We start from the raw sequence: 17,287 nt of genomic DNA on the forward strand, positions 1-17,287 counted from the left end.
TGGGTCATTAGCTCAATTGGTAGAGCAGCTGACTCTTAATCAGTTGGTTCGGGGTTCGAGTCCCTGATGGCCCACCATATTTCGCCCTTGCAGGAAACTGCAAGGGCTTTTTTTATGCGCATCTCCTCTGCCTGACTGCGGACGCCCCTCCCGGATGCGCTTCCATGCTCCTCTTTGCGTACTGCCCCCCTGCGCTTCCCCCTGCCTTTGGGCGGGCCGCATCAGAGGCCTGACGTTATCCCCGGTCAGCCTTTGCAGCCTGCCTGCGTCATCCTGCACGCATCTGGACCGGCCGCACGGTCTTTCCTTTCGCCTCTCCAGTCCTCCCGATGCGGACGGCCATCGTTCTTTTTCCCCGCTGTGAGCCTTCTGTCCCCCTGTCCCGCTTCGATCCGCCTTCCCGCCACGGGACTCCTCTGCCGCACCCTACGCCCCCCTGTGGCGATCCGGCGCGACAAACGGACATCAGGTTGCCCTGTGGCATCATATGCCAACCGGAAGTGGGGCCCCTCCTCTGCCCTGTTTACCCGACCTGCTCCTGCCGGTCGAACACACGCACATAGCGGTGCCCTGCCACTTCGCGTCGAGCCCCGGCAGGCTGCCCCCCATAAAACGAAGAGGAAGGAAAGCCGGGGCTTCCCTTCCTCCTGTCAGCGCGGCGGTCACCGCGCATCACAAATCTTGTCCTAGGTGTACCTAGTCTTCCACGTCGATCCACTGCAGGGCGCGGGACACGGCCTTTTTCCAGCCCTTGTAACGCTGCACCTGCTTTTCCTTGTCCGCGGAAGGCTCAAAAACACGTTCGATGTGCAGGCGGTTGCGCACGTCGTCCAGGCCGCTCCAGTACCCCACGGCCAGACCGGCCAGGAAAGCAGCACCCAGGGCCGTCAATTCCAGCGTGGCGGGACGTTCCACATTGACGCCCAGGATGTCGGACTGGAACTGCATCAGGAAGTTGTTGGCGCTGGCGCCGCCGTCCACACGCAGGGCCTGCAGCGGGATGCCGGAATCCGCCTGCATGGCTTCGATGACGTCCTTGCTCTGGTAGGCGATGGATTCCAGCGTGGCGCGGATGATGTGGCTGGCGTTGGTGCCGCGGGTCAGGCCCACGATGGCGCCGCGGGCATAGGGATCCCAGTAGGGAGCGCCCAGACCGGTGAAGGCCGGGATCACATAGACATCGTTGGAGGTCTCCGCCTTGTTGGCGAAGTATTCCGTATCACGGGCATCGTTGACGATCTTCAGCTCGTCCCGCAGCCACTGGATGGCGGAACCGCCCACGAAGATGGAACCTTCCAGGGCGTAGCAGGCTTCGCCACGGGGACCGCAGGCAAGAGTGGTGATGAGGCCGTTCTTGGAGCTGACAGCGGTCTTGCCGGTGTTCATGAGCATGAAGCAGCCGGTGCCGTAGGTATTCTTGGCCATGCCGTTTTCCACGCACAGATGCCCGAACAGGGCCGCCTGCTGGTCACCGGCGATGCCCGCGATGGGGATGCGCGTACCGCCCTTGCCGCCGATGTTGGTCTGGCCGTAGACCGTGGACGAAGGTTTGACTTCGGGCAGCATGGAGCGCGGGATGCCCAGCATGGAGAGGATGTGTTCGTCCCACTCCAGCTTGTGGATGTTGAACAGCATGGTGCGCGAGGCATTGGTATAGTCGGTCACGTGCACGCGGCCCTGGGTCATGTTCCAGATCAGCCAGGTGTCGATGGTGCCGAACAGCAGCTGCCCCTTCTCCGCCTTTTCACGGGCGCCGGGCACGTTATCCAGGATCCACTTGATCTTGGTGCCGGAGAAATAGGGGTCCAGCAGCAGGCCGGTATTTTCCCGCACGTATTCCTCAAAGCCTTCGTTCTTGCGCAGCTCGTCGCAGATCTGCGCGGTACGGCGGCACTGCCAGACGATGGCATTGTACACGGGCTTGCCCGTATCCTTTTCCCAGACCACCGTGGTCTCGCGCTGGTTGGTGATGCCGATGGCCGCCACTTCGTCCGAAGAGATGCCCACGCTGGCCAGGGCTTCGGTCAGCGTGGAGCTCTGGGTGGCCCAAATCTGGCGGGGATCATGCTCCACCCAGCCCGGACGGGGGTAGATCTGGGGGAACTCGCGCTGCACCACAGCCACGATGTTGACGTCCTGATCCAGCACGACGGTGCGGGAACTGGTGGTACCCTGGTCCAAGGCAACGATATATTTGCCTTGCATAGCTTTTTTCTCCAGTGATGTTCAAAGGGGACCGGCAGGCACCGGCCTGCGTGATAGGATAACCGCAGAACGTGTCACCTGTCCATCGGCCCCCCGTTCAGGGCCTTTAGGCCTTGTCCTCGGCGGCCGCGTTGCGATCCAGGGCCACCACGATGATGCGCTTGTAGATCCAGCCGCCGATACAGGCCCCGATGATGGGCGCGATGAGCGGCACCAGGAAGTACGGCAGGCTCAGGTTGTCGTTGAGCGGATAGCCGGTCATCACATCCGTGCCCCAGCCCGCCAGAGCGGCGAACAGACGCGGGCCGAAGTCACACGCGGCATTCATGGCAAAGCCGGTCAGCGGGCCGAAGCTGGCGCCGATGAGCGCCACCAGCAGACCGATGAGCAGGCCGCCCAGATTGCCCTTGGGAGCCGTATTGCGGCCATCCACCAGGGCATAGATCAGGCACATGAGCACGGCCGTGATGACGAGCTCCACGAAAAAGGCCTGGAAAAAGGTGATCTTGGGATGGGGGAAGGTACAGAAGATCCCGGCCAGCGCCGTCATCTTGGCGGGATCGCCCGCCGTGGCGGCCACGGCATCGGCAAACAGATTGTAATACATGGCATAGGCCAGCGCCGCAGCACAGAAACCGGCCACCATCTGCACCAGGATGTAGGGCACGACCTTGCGCTTGTCGAAATCCCCGAACAACGCCAGGGCGATGGTCACGGACGGATTGAGGTGCGCGCCGCACACACCGCCGCAAACATAGACGCCCATGGCCACGGCAAGACCCCAGACGATGCTGATTTCCCACTGGCCAAAGCTGGCCCCCGCCAGCTTGAGCGCCCCCACGCAGCCGATGCCGCACAGCAGGAAAATGAAGGTGCCCAGAAATTCTGAAAGATAACTGTGCGTATTACCTGTTTTTTTCATAAACTCTCCACCATTGTTTCCCAATTCCTGCAAGAGGGTGAAAGCTTTCTCCATAAGGCTCTTGCGGCTCTTCCAGGATCACCAATTGCTCTGTGGCAGCACACCTACCACGCTATTGTGACAATTCTGTAACAAAGAGGAATGATTGTCTTTTATTTGTCACATCATCCTGCATCCGTGCACAGGTCACAAAAAACAGCCAGAACCTACAAAAAACACCTGCCTGTGCAATATTGGCCTTGCTTCACGGCATGTCAGCATCTAGCATAAGCCGGACAGGAGGTTCGTCATGCCCAGTAAACTGGATCCCGATGCCCGTACCGGTGACAAGCTGCTGCGTCTTTTCCGCAAGCTGCTCTTCGATAACAGGCGCCATTTCCAGCAGGACCTGGCGCGCGAACTCAACTGCTCGCCCCAGACAGTCATCCGTCTGATGGAACAGATCGAAAGCGCCGTAGGCATCGCCCTGGAAATGGGCACGGAACAGCGCCGCCGCTGGTATCGCCTGAATCCCGGAGAAAAGGGGCATCTGGGCCTCGATTTCGAGGAGCTGCGCTTTCTGACCCTGTGCCGCCGCATGGCGGGAGGCATCCTGCCGGAACAGACCCTGCAGCGTGTGGACAGGACCATCCAGCGCCTGGCCATGCACATGGCGGATCCGCACTTCCAGGATCAGGACGATTTTGCCTTCTACATCAAGGGGCGCATCAATTACACACCCTTTGCGGACACCATCGAGCGCCTCGTCCAGGCCGCCCGCTGCCAGACCGTCTGCCGGATCCGCTACAAAGCCGTGGGCAAGGCGGAGCCGCGAATCCACCGCTTCATCCCCGTACGCATGGCCGCCATGAACAATGCCCTGTATGTGCTGGGCGGCCAGCTGGGTGAGGAGGGGCTCGAAGTCGAACATCCCTGTACCCTGGCCGTCCATCGTATCCAGAACGTGGAGCTGACCGGGGACCATGTCCGTTACAGCCGCGACGATGACGAGCATGGCGGCTTTGGCCTGCCCTGGCACGAACCGCGAACTTTCCGTATCCGCGTATCCCCCAATGCCGCCGACTATGTGCGGGAGCGCATCTGGGCCACCAACCAGCAGATCGAGGACTGCGAAGATGGTGGCCTCATCCTGACCCTGACCACCCGCAGCGAGCCGGAATTGCGCGCCTGGGTCCGCAGTTTCGGAGATGCGGCTGTCCTGCTGGAGGACGACACGCCCCGGGAGCAGGGCTAAAGCGCAGCCCTCTGCCTGTCTCCTGCGGAAACGGCAGGCGCCCCTGTGCCCACCTCCAGGATGCAAAGGGACAAGGGGCTCCCCCTCTCCTGCAAATGTGCCGACAGGCATATGCTTTCCACCTTGCCGGACAAGCCCGTATCTTTGCAGCCTGCATACCTGCGTTTGAGGGAGCAAAAAAACAGGCATAAAAAAAGGACGTCCGAAGACGTCCTTTTTTTATGCCTGTCATCAAGGGCAGCGCAGTTCGTACAGCGCTGCCTATTCGTAAAGATCCGCGTCAGCGGGCATCCGCTCCCAGTAGACACGGCCCTTTTTCTTGTATTTGCGCAACAGCACATAGACGCTGCCGGGACCGCCGTCATGCGGCTGGGCCGTGCAGAAGGCCAGGACAACGCGCTTGAAGGGGTCCTGGGTGAGCCAGGACTGCAACTTGCCGCGCAGCACGCCCACGCCGTCCGGGGAGTTCTTGCCGCGGCCGGGCACCACCAAAATGGTCCGCAGGCCCTTGTACCAGCTGCCGCGCATGAAACCGCGCAGGGTCTCGAAAGCCTGCTGGGCATTGAGGCCGTGCAGGTCGAGGTGCGCCTCGGGGCTCAGGCCTCCGGCGCGCAGCTTGTTCACGATCATCTGGTCCAGCCCCACCACATGGCCTTCCATGTATTCATCGGTCATGGACAGGGCAAATTCCAGCTTGCCGTCCAGGAAGTCCTGCAGGCTGGTATCCGCGGACGGCGGCGGCGTGCTCTGGGCCACTGCGGGCGGCACGTCCCGCCCCTTGCCCTGCAGCGGCGTCACCTGCTTCATGGCCAGCAAAAAGTCATCTTCCTCACTGGCCGCCACCACAGCTTCCAGCCCGGCGGCCGCATCCGCCTTACCGGTAGGTGCGGCAACAGCTCCGGCAGCTGCGGGGACCGCGGCTCCGCTCTCCTTGTGGGGGGCGCTGCCCTTTTTCTTCTTTTCCTTGAGCTTCTTCACCTGCGGCATGGCGCACTGCTCTTCCATGGCAAAGCCGCCCTGCCCCGCTCCCTGACCGCGGGCCGCACCGCCGTGAGCCGACTGGCGCTCCACATTGCTCATGGCGGACAGGAACAGGGAGGCGTCCTCGTCGTCCGCAGGCACGGCAGCCTGGCGCGCGATGCGCTTGCCGCGTTTTTCCGGCGCCGCAGGGGCACCCGTCTTTTTCTGCTGCGGGAACCGTCCTTTTTCCAGAGCCTTGAAGGGATTGTTCTTGAAGCTGTTGTCGTCTGTCATGGGAGCCCCCTGTTGCTGAAAAAAAAGCCGCGGCAGGACCGCGGCTTTTTCCATTGGATCAAAAAAACGTCTACTGCTGGGCAGGCTGGGCTGCGGGAGCGTCCGCAGCAGGAGCCTCAGCGGCGGGAGCTTCGGAAGCCGCAGGGGCCTCAGGAGCATCGGCAGGGGCGGCAGCAGCCGGAGCAGCCGCGGGAGCTTCGCTGGTCGCGGCAGGCTGGGCCGGAGCAGCAGCTTCAGGCGCGGCAGCGGGCTTGGCAGGCACGTCTTCGATGGTCAGGGGTTCGACCTTGAGCACGGCGGATTCATCGCTGGGACGCGAGCTGGTCACATAGGTGTAGCTCAGCGAGGTCACCACGAAGACCACGGCCATGAAGGCGGTCATCTTGGCCAGCATGCCGCCGGCACCGCTGCTGCCGAACACCGAGGTATTGCCGCCACCGAAAATGACGCCCATACCTTCCTTGCCGGCCTGCAAGAGAATGAGAATGACGAGCACCACACAAACAATGATATGAAGCGTCAGAATAAGGGTCTGCACAAGAGCCTCCCAGGGGCACGACGTAAATGAAGAACTTCAGGCCTAGGCCCGGATAATCTGCACAAAACTTTGCGCGTCCAAAGAAGCGCCACCTATCAGAAGACCATCCACATTGTCAAGTCCGATAAGGTTACCGGCATTGGCCGGTTTGACGCTCCCACCATACAGGATCGGGATCCTGTTGCCGGTCTCGCCCAGGCGCTCGCACAGCAGGCGACGCACCACGGCGTGGGTGGCCAGCACTTCGTCGGGACCGGCGACCTTGCCGGTACCGATGGCCCACACGGGCTCATAGGCTACAGCAAAACGGCCTTCCAGCGCGTCCCCTCCGGCGGGCAGGCCGCTGTCCAGCTGACGGCGCAGCACGTCTTCCAGCTGGCCGGATTCGCGCTCTTCCAGCTTTTCCCCGATGCAGAGCATGACCTTGAGGCCCTGCTCCAGGGCAAAGGCCGTCTTGCGGCCCACCAGCTCATCGGATTCGCCCAGCACGTGACGGCGCTCGGAATGTCCGGTCAGCACCCAGACCGCACCGGCGTCCTGCAGCATGCGCGGCGAGATCTCGCCGGTGAACGCCCCTTCCACGGCAGGCCACACATCCTGCGCACCGGCCTGCGCCTGCGAAGCGGCAAAAGCGTCCGCCACCTCGGCGATGGCCGTGAAGGGCGCGAACACCACCACTTCGTGCGGGGTCGGCTGTTCGTTCAGGGCAGCAGCCACGGCAGCGGCCGTTTCGCGGGCTTCCTGCCGGGTCTTGTACATTTTCCAGTTGGCAGCGATGATCTTCTGCATGGAAATATCCTCTCTGTCAGTCCTGCGGTGCCAGATCACACTGATAGATCAGGGCATCTTCGCCGGTGTCCGCATAATAGCGGGGCCGTTTGCCCACCCGGACGAAGCCGCATTTCTCGTATAAGGCGATGGCCGGGGCATTCCCGGTACGGACTTCAAGCAAAGCCCTGTTGATACCTGTTTTTTCAGCTTCTTGCAAGGCTGTGCGCAAAAGCCGTTCGCCCAGTCCCTGCCGCCGTGCAACGGGCAGAACGGCCAGGTTGAGCACTTCCAGCTCGTCCGCTGCCTGATAGAGCGAGATATAGCCCTGCAACACGCCCGCTTCTTCCAGCCCGTAAGCCACGAAAGCCTGCTGGCTGAAGGCGGCCCGGCACTGCTCCTCGCTCCACGGCAGGGAAAAACAGGCGGCCTCCAGTGCCTGCATGGCGGCAGCGTCCCCGGCCGTCAGGCGGCGGGGGGCCGTATCCCCGGCAGGCAGGCTCATGCGGGGCGCCTTTCCGCCCGCACGGGCGTCACGGCCGCCAGCAGATGCCGCAGTTCCTTGTGCACCAGGCCGTTGCTGGCCATGATCTCGTCCCCGAAGGCATACGGACGTCCATCCAGCGTCGTGACCCGCCCGCCGGCTTCTTCCACCAGCAGCCAGCCGGCAGCCACGTCCCAGGGCTTGAGCAGCATCTCGTAGAAGGCGTCCTGCCGCCCGGCGGCCACATAGGCCAGATCCACCGAGGCGGCCCCGATACGGCGTACGCCCTGGGCCTTGGGCAGCACCAGTGCCAGACGGGCCAGCACATCGTCCAGGCGTTCGGCGATGGCGTAGGGGAACCCCGTAGCCACCACGGCATCGGACAGGACCTCGGCCGAGCTCACATGGATGGGCTCGCCGTTGCGGAAGGCCCCCATGCCCAGACCGGCCCAGAAACATTCATCCATCATGGGCACGTTCACCACGCCCAGCACCACATGGCCGTCCGCCCACAGGGCCACGGACGTCCCCACCTGGGGGATTCGGTGCACGAAATTGGTGGTACCGTCCACGGGATCGATGATCCAGCACAGGGGCGACGGCTCCTGACCGGCCACGCAGCTTTCCTCGGCCAGGAATTCGGCCTGCGGCAGCAATTCTCCCAGACGTTCCTTGAGGAAGGCCTCCACGGCCACGTCCGTTTCCGTCACCAGGTCGATACTGCCCTTGTGCCTGACGGCATGCGTTTTTTCCCACTGGCGGCGGATGATGTCGCCGCTCTCGCGCACGACGTCCACCACATCCTGCAAAAATCGGGCTGTCAGCATGAAACGATGTCCCAAGGCCGGCCCCCCTGCCCGGCAGGAGCGCGCGGCAGTTGCAAGGACAGGACGCACGGCGGCCATCCCGGCCGAAAACATGCCTCAAAGAGGCAGGAGAAGCGCCCGTCCTGTCCTAATTAATGAAAATCCCTTCGTAATCCTCGCGGTACAGCATGGCCTGCGCCGTCCCGCGCAACACCGTGGTCAGGGGATCCTTGTCCACTGCGACCTTCAGGTGCGTCGCCCGGGCGATGCACTGGTCCAGACCGCGCAGCAGGGCCCCGCCTCCGGCCATGAGCAGCCCGTTGTCGTACACGTCGGCGGCCAGTGCCGGCGGCGCCTGCTCCAGCGCGCGCAGCACGGTCTCCACCACGGCCTGGACAGGATCGTGCAGGGCCTCGCAGATGTCGCCCTCGGTCACGGTCACCACCCGGGGGCCGCCATAGACAAGATCCTTGCCGGACACTTCCAGCCGCAGGCTGTTGTTCTGGGGCAGGGCCGCACCAAGGATCTTTTTGACGTTTTCCGCCGTATTCTCGCCCACTTCGAGGCGAAAGACCTCACGCAGATAATGCTGCACGGCCAGGTTCATGGCATCACCGGCCACGCGTACCGACTGCGAGACCGCTATGCCCGTCATGCTGATGAGCGCCACTTCGCTGGTGCCGCCGCCGATGTCCAGCACCAGGTTGCCCAGGGGCTCCTGCACGGGCATGCCCGCCCCGATGGCCGCGGCCATGGGTTCTTCCACCAGGGAGACCGAACGTGCGCCCGACAGCAGGGCCGCGTCGATGACGGCTTTTTTCTCCACCTGGGTGATGCCCGTGGGGATGCAGATCACCATGGACGGCTTGACCAGACGCAGACCGGAGATGCACTTGCCCACGAAATGGGCGATCATCTCGCGGGTGATGTCGAAGTCGGCGATGACGCCGTCCTTCATGGGCCGAATGGCGCAGATGTTCTGGGGCGTGCGGCCCAGATACTCCTTGGCGGCAGCGCCCACGGCCAGCACCTTGCGGCTGACCGCGTCCACAGCCACCACCGAGGGCTCATTGATGAAAATGCCATGCTTCCTGGTGTACAGCAGCGTGTTGGCCGTACCAAGATCCATGGCAATGTCCTGGGTCAGGAACCTGCTGAAAAATCGGGACAGCATGACTTAAGGATTTTTGACGGGCGGCACCGGAGCGGTATCGGGATCGTAGCGGCGGGGGCCCTGGCTGTGGACCGTGCCCTGCGGCAGCAGGGAACGCAGACGTACCCGCAGGTACAGATTTTCGAGGAACAGGGCCAGATGGTCCACGGCCTGACGCACGAAGGAGCGCAGGGACTCGTCGATGCTGCGCGTGGACGTATGCGCCAGACAGAGCACACCGCGCGTGCTCTTGTTGATCTGTACCGGCAGGCAGATGATGGCCTGGAAATCGGGCATGCCCGGCAGCTTGCCGAACAGCATGGTGGAGGGAGCGCCTTCCAGCCCTTCGTTGATGACGGGCTGGTCGTTGCTGAAGACCCAGCCGGCGATGCCGCTGCCTACGGGCAGGACCATGGGCTCACCGTTCTCCAGCACCAGGCGGGCAGACTCGCATTCCACACAGTAGCTCTCGCCGGGAACATCCACCGAAGCGAAGGCGCAGTAGTCGAAGCCCGTGGCATCGACCATGGTACGCACATAATTCTGAATGAACTGCGACCAGCGGCGGTAACGGAAGCGCAGCTCCTGGATCACGGCCAGCTCGGCGAAATAGCGGGGGATGTCCCCGGCCATTTCCTGACGGCCCTTGCTGGCCTGCTGGCGGGAGACCAGCTCGGCAAAAAGCTGCAGCAGCTTGTAGTCCCTGTCAGTGAAGGAATACTGCCGCTTGCTGTCCACGCACAGGGCACCGCCCGTGGGCACGGGACACCCCATGAATGCCTTGATGCCGGCTTCCTCGCCTTCCCGGTAATAGCCGAGCTTGTGCTTGTGCTGGTCGAAATTGGGGACCAGCATCTGCTGGCGGTTGCGGATGATCCAGTCTACCAGGCTCCCCGAAGAAAGCATGGCCCCCTGCTCCACCCCTTCGCCAAGGCTGAAGGAGGCCGCGAGATAATGCTCCTCACCATTTTCGGAGGGCAGGAAAAGGACGGCGGAGTAGGCATCGAAAACACTGCAGACGATGCTGAGGATGTGTTGTTCAAGAGTATTGGCAGTCATGTCGGTACGCGTTTGATGGTGGGCCCGGGCACAAGCCCGGGACTGACGCACGGAAGTGTACCAAAGCAGCATAGCGCCCGCAACAGCTTTTCGCCCGCACCGGCGGCCCGGCGGGCAAAAACGACAAATCCCGGGAGCGCCTCTGGAAATTCCCCCCAAAAGCAGTTACTCTTTACGGAGAATCGGGTAAGGTTGCACATGATCAAGTGGCAAGAGATCTTCAGCAAGGACGGCTTTCACTGGCAGGATGCCTATACGACATCCGAGCCGGTCGTCATCGCGCGTCTTGACGAGCTCAAGCGCTTTCTCGATGCCGTGCATATCCGCTTCTGTCTGGTCAAGCCCTATCAGGAGCACAAGAACTACCCGCTGGTGGAAGGCCGCGAACTTTTGCCCTCGTTCGACAACGACATGTTCGAATACAAGGACCTGCCGGGCTTCTCCATGGTGGCTTTTGCCCGCCAGCTGGACTATTTTTCCGAGACCTTCCAGTTCGACAAACTGCACCCCATCGTCATGGAGGCCGACGGCGCCTGCTGCCCGCTGGAGAACCAGGTCCTTGCCCGCAACGTGCAGACCCTGGCCTCCCGCCTGCCGCGCATGCACCAGGACATCTTCCGCCAGCAGTTCGCCAATGCCGATACCGTGATCCTGGACAATTATCCCTCGCTCATGCCCTATCTGCTGGCCATGGACAGGGCCCAGGTGCTCGCCCTCGATGCGGACCGGCAGTTCCACCTGGCGGGGGTCTTCGCCTCCTTCCCTTCGGACATCGACAGCGAGCTCAAACGCTTCGGCATGCGCATCGGCAAATTCGTCTATGGCGACAGCGAGATCTACGAACGCAACCGCATGTTCGTCTACCAGTACCTGATGGAACTCTACGGCTTCCCCATCGTCTCGGAACGCCGCACCTCCAGCGCGCTCTTTGCCCGCAAGCTGCACAAGCTGGGCGAGCACTTCATGCTGCGCGTCCTGGGCCAGACGGACCGTACCATCACCACCTATACGTCCATGGGCCAGAGCACCCGCTACCCCCTGCTGGAAAAGATCGCCCTCATCTCCGTGGACGAGGATCAGGAGGAAGCCCTCGAGACGCTGGAAAAAGGCGGCTACTTCCTGGACCGTGACCGCCGGGTCGTCATCATCCGCGTCACCTATCGGCAGCACCGCTTCGATGCCAGCAACGTGCAGCAGGACCGCGCCCTTTCCGTGGCCTGGCAGGAGATCCTGCATCCGCTCACGGGCGCGCCCCTGGCCGGGCTGAACATCATCAAGGACACCTCCAACATGTTCCTGCGCCTCAACGACATCGTGCGCGGTGAATACACCGGCCGCATCGTCTTCAAGCGCACGGAGATCGTGGAGAACACCGATACCGACGAGAAGCGCCTCAAATTCCTCTATGCCTGGCTCACCAAGCACCAGCGGCGCATGATAGGCTACAGCGACGACTTTTTTGCCAAGGTCAGCCGCGTACTCAACGGCTATCTTTACTCGCCGGACAATGACGATGCCTTCAGCAACATGCGCGAGCTGCACCGCGAGGTCTGTACCCGCTTCAGCTACATCCAGCAGGCTCGGCGCGTCCGCATCCTCGAGGACCTGGCCCAGCGCAAGGCCAAGGTGGGCCGCATGGGCTACCGCCAGATGATGCGCGAGGCCCTCGACCTGCTGACGGACCTGAAATTCGAGATCGTCAACTTTTTCCCGGCACTGGTGGACGGCATCGTGGACAGCGTGGAACGCATCCTTTCCGATGCCTACCTGCGCCGCACCTACATGGAACCTCCCGAATCCCGGCTGACCAAGGCCGGTCTGGAGATACGCAAGAATTACGGCCGTCTCGTCTCGCTGCAGGACGGCTTCAAGGCCGTGCGCCGCGCGCGGACGGCAAAAGGATCCAACGCATCATGAGTCTGCACCGCTTTTATCTTCCTCCCGAACAATGGGCCCACGATCTCTGGCTGGAAGGCCAGGAAGCCAAGCATCTGGTCCAGGTGCTGCGACTGGCCCCGGGCGAGGAGGTCCTGCTGCTCGACGGCCAGGGCCGCAGCGGCCGTTTCGCCATCGCCGAAACAGCCAAAAAGAAGGCCCGCCTTGTCCTGCAGGAAGAACAGATGGCGCCCGCGCCGGAATCCCGCGCCGTCATGGCGCTGGCCTTCAGCAAGGCCGTGCGCCGCGGTTTCTTTATGGAAAAGGCCGTGGAGCTGGGCGCCCATGCCATCTGGCTCTGGCAGGGTGACCACAGCCAGGGCAAGCTGCCTGCCGATGCCGCCGAGGCCTGCCGGGGGCAGCTCATCGCCGGAGCCAAGCAGTGCGGCAATCCCTGGTTGCCGCAGGTGGAGGCCCTGACCGGCGGTGTGGACGAGCTGGTCCGCCGCGCCGCCACGGCCGACCGCCGCATCCTGCCCTGGGAGATGCAGGACACCGTGAGCATGCTCACGCCCCAGCTGGCCGGACGTCCCGGCACCACCGTGTACGTCATCGGCCCCGAGGGCGGCTTTTCCCAGCGGGAGCTGGACAGCCTGCGGGCGGCGCAGTTCACCTTCGTCAGCCTGGGGGCCCGTGTGCTGCGCTGCGAGACCGCCGCGACCCTGTGCCTGGGCCTGCACTGGTGGGCCTCCCATCTGGCGGATCCGGCGGAATAAAGGACAGCCATGACCGCACAAAAGCCCCTGCCGGAGCGCATGCGCCCCGACGATCCCGATCTTTTTCTCGGGCAGAGCCATCTGGCAAGCCGCCTCAAGTCGCTCATGGCGGCGGAGCGCCTGCCCAGCCTGCTGTTTTTCGGCCCGCCGGGCTGCGGCAAGTCCACGCTGGCCCTGCTGCTGGCGCGTTCCCGTAAGCGTCCCTATCTGCGTCTCAGCGCGCCGGAGGCAGGCTTGCAGCACCTGCGCCGCTCCCTCAACGGCATCGAGATCCTGGTGCTCGACGAGCTGCACCGCTTTTCCAAGGCGCAGCAGGACTTTTTCCTGCCGCTGGTGGAATCGGGCGAGCTGACCCTGCTGGCCACCACGACGGAGAACCCGTCGTTCAGCGTCACCCGGCAGCTGCTCTCGCGCCTGCACGTGCTGCGCCTGCGCCCCCTGGGGCGCTCGGAACTGATGGAGCTGGCCCGGCGCGGCGCCGAACAGACGGGCGTGACGCTTAGCGACGAGGTGCTGGACATCATCACCGCCGCGGCCCACGGGGATGCCCGTACCCTGCTCAATCTGGTGGAGTACGCCGCTTCCCTGCCCGAGGAGATGCGCGAGCCCGAGCAGCTCAAGTCCGCCCTGCCCGAAGTCATGATGCGTCATGACAAGGACGGTGACAGCCATTACGAGCTGGCCTCGGCCCTCATCAAATCCATCCGCGGCAGCGATCCCGACGCGGCCCTCTACTATCTGGCCTGCCTGCTGGAAGGCGGCGAGGACCCGCGCTTCATCTGCCGCCGCCTCATCCTTTCCGCTTCGGAGGATGTGGGCCTGGCCGATCCCAATGCCCTGCCCCTGGCCGTCTCCTGCCAGCAGGCCGTGGAATTCGTGGGCATGCCCGAAGGCTTCATCCCGCTGGCCGAGACGGTGGTCTATCTGGCCCTGGCCCGCAAGAGCAACAGCAGCTACGCCGCCTATCTGACCGCCGCCCGCGAAGTCAAATACAACGGAGCGCGGCCCGTGCCCCTGCATCTGCGCAACGCCAGTACGCAGTTGCAAAAGGAATGGGGCTACGGCAAGGAATACAAATATCCCCACAACTACCCTGACGGCTGGGTGGAACAGGATTACCTGCCCGCCGAGCTCGTGGGACGCCGCTTTTACCAGCCCCGCGACATGGGCGACGAAGCCCGCCTGAGCCAGTGGTGGCGCAAGATCCATAAAATCAGAAAAACGGAAGAATCCTGATGCAGCAGTATCAAGAAGGGGTCGTCGAGGCCCCGTTCGGCGATCTTTCCACCTATGTCAGCACGGCCCCGCAGCTGGGCGCCCCTGCCCGTTTCCCGGCCCTGAGATTCTACAGCAGCCTGCTGGCTGGCCCCGTGTTCTGGCTGTGCCGCAGGGCCGCCAAAGGCCTGTGTGACGATAGCGCCTGGGTCCACGCCAGCCTGCGTGTGACGGAACTCATCGAGCGCGTGGGCTGCCCGGTGAGCATCGAAGACATGGAGAACATCTCGGCCACGCGCGGCCCCTGCGTCTTCGTGGCCAACCACATGAGCACGCTGGAGACCTTCATGCTGCCCGGCATCATCCGGCCCCACCGTGCCGTGACGTTCGTGATGAAAAAAAGCCTGGTCACCCTGCCCTTCTTCGGGGCCGTCATGCGTTCCCGCGATCCCATCGTTGTGGGCCGCACCAATCCCCGTGAAGACCTGACGGCCGTCCTGGAAGGCGGGGTGGAACGCCTGAAGAAAGGCATCTCCATCATCGTCTTTCCCCAGAGCACCCGCACCCCGGATTTCGATCCCCAGCACTTCAACACCATCGGGGTCAAGCTGGCCCGCAAGGCCGGTGTGCCTGTGGTGCCGCTGGCTCTCAAGACCGATGCCTGGGGCACGGGGAAAAAGCTCAAGGAGCTGGGCCCCATCAAAAGCGGCCTGCCGGTGCGCTACAAGTTCGCCGCGCCCATGGATATCCACGGCAACGGCCGCGAGGAGCAGGCCTTCATCTGCGATTTCATCGGCTCCCAGCTGGCCCGCTGGCGCAAAGAGGACGGCATCAACGCCTAGTCTGCAGCCCCTTGCGGCCGGGGAAGTGAATAACAAAGGGCGGACCCTTGCGGGCCCGCCCTTTTCCATACTCGCTGCTGCGAGGATTATTCCGCCGGAGCGTAATAACAACGCTTGGGCGACATGACCTTGCCTTCCTTCTTCAGTTCGGCAATGGCCTTGCTGACTTCCTTGGAATCCACTCCCAGTTCCTTGGCGATGTCGCCAGGACGCAGGGGCTTTCCGGCATTGACCAGGACTTCCAGAACTTTGTTTTCCATGGGCTGTTTTCCTCCTTGGGATGTGCGTATGCACGTTACGGGGGGCTGGGCCGAACGGCCGGACCTGTCTGGGAACGCAGGCCCGGGCCGACGTCCGCCTTGTAGCATAGAGCCTGCGGCCTGAAAAGAGACCCGGCAGGAGATCCCGGCGCTGCTTTGCAGTACGCCGCAGGATGGAGGACAGATACACTGATGCAGGCCTTTCGAAACGCCACTGTACATAGCAAAAAAGGCGACCAGTAAAACTGATCGCCTGAATTTGCATGGTGCGCCCGAAGAGATTCGAACTCCTGGCCTACAGGTTCGTAGCCTGTTGCTCTATCCAGCTGAGCTACGAGCGCGTCGTGAGAAGCTATGTATAGAAAACAGCTCACGGAGTCAAGCGTTTAGCAAAAGAATTTTTCAAAAAAGTGAAAGGATGCCGGAAAAGATGCTTCCACCGCCCTGGAAAAGGCGGGCAGTCCTCCTCCCCCGCCGGCCCTGCCCTACGGGCAAAACACAGGGAGCGCCGGTCATTCCTGTTCCGGCCAATAGTGCCTGCGGTCATGCTCCTTGCAGGCGTAAAAATCCCGCTTGGCAAGGTACATCTTTTTGTCCGCTTCGTTGACTGCTCGTCGATATTGCCCCGCTCGGCACGCCAGGAAATACCGCAGGAGATGGAGATATGGCTTTCCTCCATGGCCCGGAGCGCATTCTCGACACAGGCATGGAAGGCTTCGCGGCCGGATTCGCGGTCGATGACGATGAACTCGTCGCCACCTATGCGGTAGGCCTTTTTGCCAAAGGCCTGGAGGAGGCACTCCGCGGTGCGACGGATGAGGGCATCACCGGCCTGATGTCCCTGGAGGTCATTGATCTTCTTCAGGCCGTTCAGGTCGAAGTAGGCGATGCCCAGGCTGCCGCAATCCTTTCCGGACAGGGAGTCACAGACCTGGTTGTACCTGTTTCTGTTGTACAGCCCGGTGGAAAGATCCTCCACATACATCTGGGCGATGACGTCGTGCTGCTCGGCGATCTGCCTTTTCTGGAGCTCGATCTGCTCCCGGAGATAGCGGCGGGACTCCTCAGCCATTTTTTCAGGAAACCCGCTGTCGCTCGCGTCCATCTCACTGTAAGGGTTGGAAAGGTGGAGATGACAGCAGCGGGGCCCCTGCGCCGTCCAGCGGAAAACCGTGGTGATGCGCTGGTGAACGCGCAGGCAGATGCCGGAATCCGGAACAGTGGCGACCCAGAGCATGCCCGTACAGATGAACAGGTCCGGCATGGGCCGGATGACGTCATACTGCTCTTCGCCTATCTCGCAGCGGGGCACCCTGCCTGCGAAGGCCCGGAACGTCCTGATGACGGTCGCCGGATCGACGGCGTACTCATGCTCCCCGGCACCGAACCAGCTGAAGGCATCGTCAAGATGGGAGAGCAGGAGCTCCGTATCGTTCTCGCAGTAGTGCTGATGCAAAAAAAGACGCGTCAGTTCCGCGATCTTCCGTTGCTTCGCATCGTCTGTCAAAGAGGTATGCGGCATCCGTGCACCCCCTTGTCTTCATTGCCGGTAGCGATCCCCCATGCGCGCGGGCCTCAGGCTCCGGTCCCGCCATGCCGGGTCTTCTTTCCGAAAGGCGATGACCAATACGGCAGCCGCACCACACGCAGCTGCTCCCATGCGCGCGAAGCAGACCGGTCCGGACGTCCAAACACATCATGGCTGAAGGTATGATACTTCGAGCTTTCTGGATGGTCCCCCCTTTTGTCCCGCATGGCTATAGCCTGCTGCCTCCTTCGGGCCTTCAGGAACGGCATCCCTGCTAAAAAACAGGTATCCGGCTAGATAGTGTCGTCAAATTCAAAAGTATGTTATAATCTCTTCACTTACAATGAGGAGAGACCATATGGCGGCAC

15 protein-coding genes, 2 tRNA genes and 1 pseudogene are annotated in these 17,287 nt (G+C 62.6%); 6 read left to right on the forward strand and 12 right to left on the reverse strand.

Annotated features, from left to right (window positions below):
* Position 1 precedes the first annotated feature (1 nt).
* Positions 2-77: transfer RNA gene (locus HF854_RS10455), tRNA-Lys, on the forward strand.
* A 619-nt stretch (positions 78-696) separates the two neighbouring features.
* Here the strand turns inward: HF854_RS10455 and glpK are convergent.
* Together glpK and HF854_RS10465 are read right to left on the reverse strand one after the other, a co-directional pair.
* Positions 697-2,205 carry a glycerol kinase GlpK gene (gene glpK / locus HF854_RS10460; protein ID WP_168936229.1) on the reverse strand — a complete coding sequence of 503 codons (1,509 nt, stop codon included), beginning with the start codon at positions 2,203-2,205 and terminating at the stop codon, positions 697-699.
* Positions 2,206-2,311: 106 nt separating this feature from the next.
* Entirely contained in the window at positions 2,312-3,127 is an 816-nt protein-coding gene (locus HF854_RS10465) for an MIP/aquaporin family protein (protein ID WP_168936230.1), read from the reverse strand.
* Positions 3,128-3,416: 289 nt separating this feature from the next.
* Between HF854_RS10465 and HF854_RS10470 the strand changes: the two genes are divergently transcribed.
* Complete coding sequence (locus HF854_RS10470; protein ID WP_168936231.1) at positions 3,417-4,361, forward strand: helix-turn-helix transcriptional regulator; 945 nt, start codon at positions 3,417-3,419, stop codon at positions 4,359-4,361.
* 261 nt (positions 4,362-4,622) lie between these two features.
* Here HF854_RS10470 and HF854_RS10475 read toward each other — a convergent pair whose 3' ends face one another.
* The 7 genes and pseudogenes from HF854_RS10475 to HF854_RS10505 form a co-directional block, all read right to left on the reverse strand.
* A complete protein-coding gene (locus HF854_RS10475; protein ID WP_168936232.1) occupies positions 4,623-5,615 on the reverse strand; it encodes a Smr/MutS family protein in 993 nt (330 codons plus the stop codon).
* Between the two features lie 166 nt (positions 5,616-5,781).
* A pseudogene (gene secG / locus HF854_RS10480) lies at positions 5,782-6,153 on the reverse strand (preprotein translocase subunit SecG); the annotation flags it as partial.
* A gap of 42 nt (positions 6,154-6,195) precedes the next feature.
* Positions 6,196-6,942, reverse strand: a complete 747-nt coding sequence (gene tpiA, locus HF854_RS10485; protein ID WP_168936234.1) for a triose-phosphate isomerase — start codon at positions 6,940-6,942, stop codon at positions 6,196-6,198.
* Between the two features lie 16 nt (positions 6,943-6,958).
* Positions 6,959-7,426, reverse strand: a complete 468-nt coding sequence (gene rimI / locus HF854_RS10490) for a ribosomal protein S18-alanine N-acetyltransferase (protein ID WP_168936235.1) — start codon at positions 7,424-7,426, stop codon at positions 6,959-6,961.
* Positions 7,423-8,232: an inositol monophosphatase family protein gene (locus HF854_RS10495; RefSeq protein ID WP_168936236.1), complete on the reverse strand. Its 810-nt coding sequence runs from the start codon at positions 8,230-8,232 to the stop codon at positions 7,423-7,425. Before HF854_RS10495 ends, rimI begins: the two co-directional genes overlap by 4 nt.
* 127 nt (positions 8,233-8,359) lie before the next feature.
* The gene (gene mreB, locus HF854_RS10500) at positions 8,360-9,385 is read right to left on the reverse strand and encodes a rod shape-determining protein (RefSeq protein WP_168936237.1); all 1,026 of its coding nucleotides are present in this window, start codon (positions 9,383-9,385) and stop codon (positions 8,360-8,362) included.
* Positions 9,386-9,388: 3 nt separating this feature from the next.
* Complete coding sequence (locus HF854_RS10505) at positions 9,389-10,423, reverse strand: GAF domain-containing protein (RefSeq protein ID WP_006004530.1); 1,035 nt, start codon at positions 10,421-10,423, stop codon at positions 9,389-9,391.
* A gap of 198 nt (positions 10,424-10,621) precedes the next feature.
* Here HF854_RS10505 and HF854_RS10510 point away from each other — a divergent pair, with 198 nt between their 5' ends.
* Genes HF854_RS10510 through HF854_RS10525 form a run of 4 tightly spaced genes read left to right on the forward strand, consistent with a single transcriptional unit; the run spans position 10,622 to position 15,131 of the window.
* Complete coding sequence (locus HF854_RS10510) at positions 10,622-12,340, forward strand: hypothetical protein (RefSeq protein ID WP_168936238.1); 1,719 nt, start codon at positions 10,622-10,624, stop codon at positions 12,338-12,340.
* Positions 12,337-13,074, forward strand: a complete 738-nt coding sequence (locus HF854_RS10515; protein ID WP_168936239.1) for a 16S rRNA (uracil(1498)-N(3))-methyltransferase — start codon at positions 12,337-12,339, stop codon at positions 13,072-13,074. Before HF854_RS10510 ends, HF854_RS10515 begins: the two co-directional genes overlap by 4 nt.
* A gap of 9 nt (positions 13,075-13,083) precedes the next feature.
* Entirely contained in the window at positions 13,084-14,310 is a 1,227-nt protein-coding gene (locus tag HF854_RS10520; protein ID WP_168936240.1) for a replication-associated recombination protein A, read from the forward strand.
* Positions 14,310-15,131, forward strand: a complete 822-nt coding sequence (locus HF854_RS10525; RefSeq protein ID WP_168936241.1) for a lysophospholipid acyltransferase family protein — start codon at positions 14,310-14,312, stop codon at positions 15,129-15,131. The genes HF854_RS10520 and HF854_RS10525 overlap by 1 nt, the downstream gene beginning before the upstream one ends.
* Positions 15,132-15,217: 86 nt before the next feature.
* Here the strand turns inward: HF854_RS10525 and HF854_RS10530 are convergent, their stop codons facing one another.
* From HF854_RS10530 to HF854_RS10540, 3 genes are all read right to left on the reverse strand, one after another.
* The gene (locus HF854_RS10530; protein WP_006004519.1) at positions 15,218-15,391 is read right to left on the reverse strand and encodes an HTH domain-containing protein; all 174 of its coding nucleotides are present in this window, start codon (positions 15,389-15,391) and stop codon (positions 15,218-15,220) included.
* 264 nt (positions 15,392-15,655) lie between these two features.
* A tRNA-Arg gene (locus tag HF854_RS10535) sits at positions 15,656-15,732 on the reverse strand.
* Positions 15,733-15,761: 29 nt separating this feature from the next.
* A complete protein-coding gene (locus HF854_RS10540) occupies positions 15,762-16,913 on the reverse strand; it encodes a GGDEF domain-containing protein (protein WP_168936242.1) in 1,152 nt (383 codons plus the stop codon).
* Positions 16,914-17,287 lie beyond the last annotated feature (374 nt).

The organism is Desulfovibrio piger (genome assembly GCF_012843875.1).
Lineage (GTDB): Bacteria > Desulfobacterota > Desulfovibrionia > Desulfovibrionales > Desulfovibrionaceae > Desulfovibrio.

Bases quoted from the DNA above. Each gene is read 5' to 3' on its own strand.
- tpiA (WP_168936234.1), bottom strand. From the start codon at position 6,942: ATGCAGAAGATCATCGCTGCCAACTGGAAAATGTACAAGACCCGGCAG.
- HF854_RS10505 (WP_006004530.1), bottom strand. From the start codon at position 10,423: ATGACTGCCAATACTCTTGAACAACACATCCTCAGCATCGTCTGCAGT.
- HF854_RS10465 (WP_168936230.1), bottom strand. From the start codon at position 3,127: ATGAAAAAAACAGGTAATACGCACAGTTATCTTTCAGAATTTCTGGGC.
- HF854_RS10510 (WP_168936238.1), top strand. From the start codon at position 10,622: ATGATCAAGTGGCAAGAGATCTTCAGCAAGGACGGCTTTCACTGGCAG.
- glpK (WP_168936229.1), bottom strand. From the start codon at position 2,205: ATGCAAGGCAAATATATCGTTGCCTTGGACCAGGGTACCACCAGTTCC.
- HF854_RS10520 (WP_168936240.1), top strand. From the start codon at position 13,084: ATGACCGCACAAAAGCCCCTGCCGGAGCGCATGCGCCCCGACGATCCC.
- HF854_RS10540 (WP_168936242.1), bottom strand. From the start codon at position 16,913: ATGCCGCATACCTCTTTGACAGACGATGCGAAGCAACGGAAGATCGCG.
- HF854_RS10495 (WP_168936236.1), bottom strand. From the start codon at position 8,232: ATGCTGACAGCCCGATTTTTGCAGGATGTGGTGGACGTCGTGCGCGAG.
- mreB (WP_168936237.1), bottom strand. From the start codon at position 9,385: ATGCTGTCCCGATTTTTCAGCAGGTTCCTGACCCAGGACATTGCCATG.
- HF854_RS10470 (WP_168936231.1), top strand. From the start codon at position 3,417: ATGCCCAGTAAACTGGATCCCGATGCCCGTACCGGTGACAAGCTGCTG.
- HF854_RS10525 (WP_168936241.1), top strand. From the start codon at position 14,310: ATGCAGCAGTATCAAGAAGGGGTCGTCGAGGCCCCGTTCGGCGATCTT.
- HF854_RS10515 (WP_168936239.1), top strand. From the start codon at position 12,337: ATGAGTCTGCACCGCTTTTATCTTCCTCCCGAACAATGGGCCCACGAT.
- rimI (WP_168936235.1), bottom strand. From the start codon at position 7,426: ATGAGCCTGCCTGCCGGGGATACGGCCCCCCGCCGCCTGACGGCCGGG.
- HF854_RS10530 (WP_006004519.1), bottom strand. From the start codon at position 15,391: ATGGAAAACAAAGTTCTGGAAGTCCTGGTCAATGCCGGAAAGCCCCTG.
- HF854_RS10475 (WP_168936232.1), bottom strand. From the start codon at position 5,615: ATGACAGACGACAACAGCTTCAAGAACAATCCCTTCAAGGCTCTGGAA.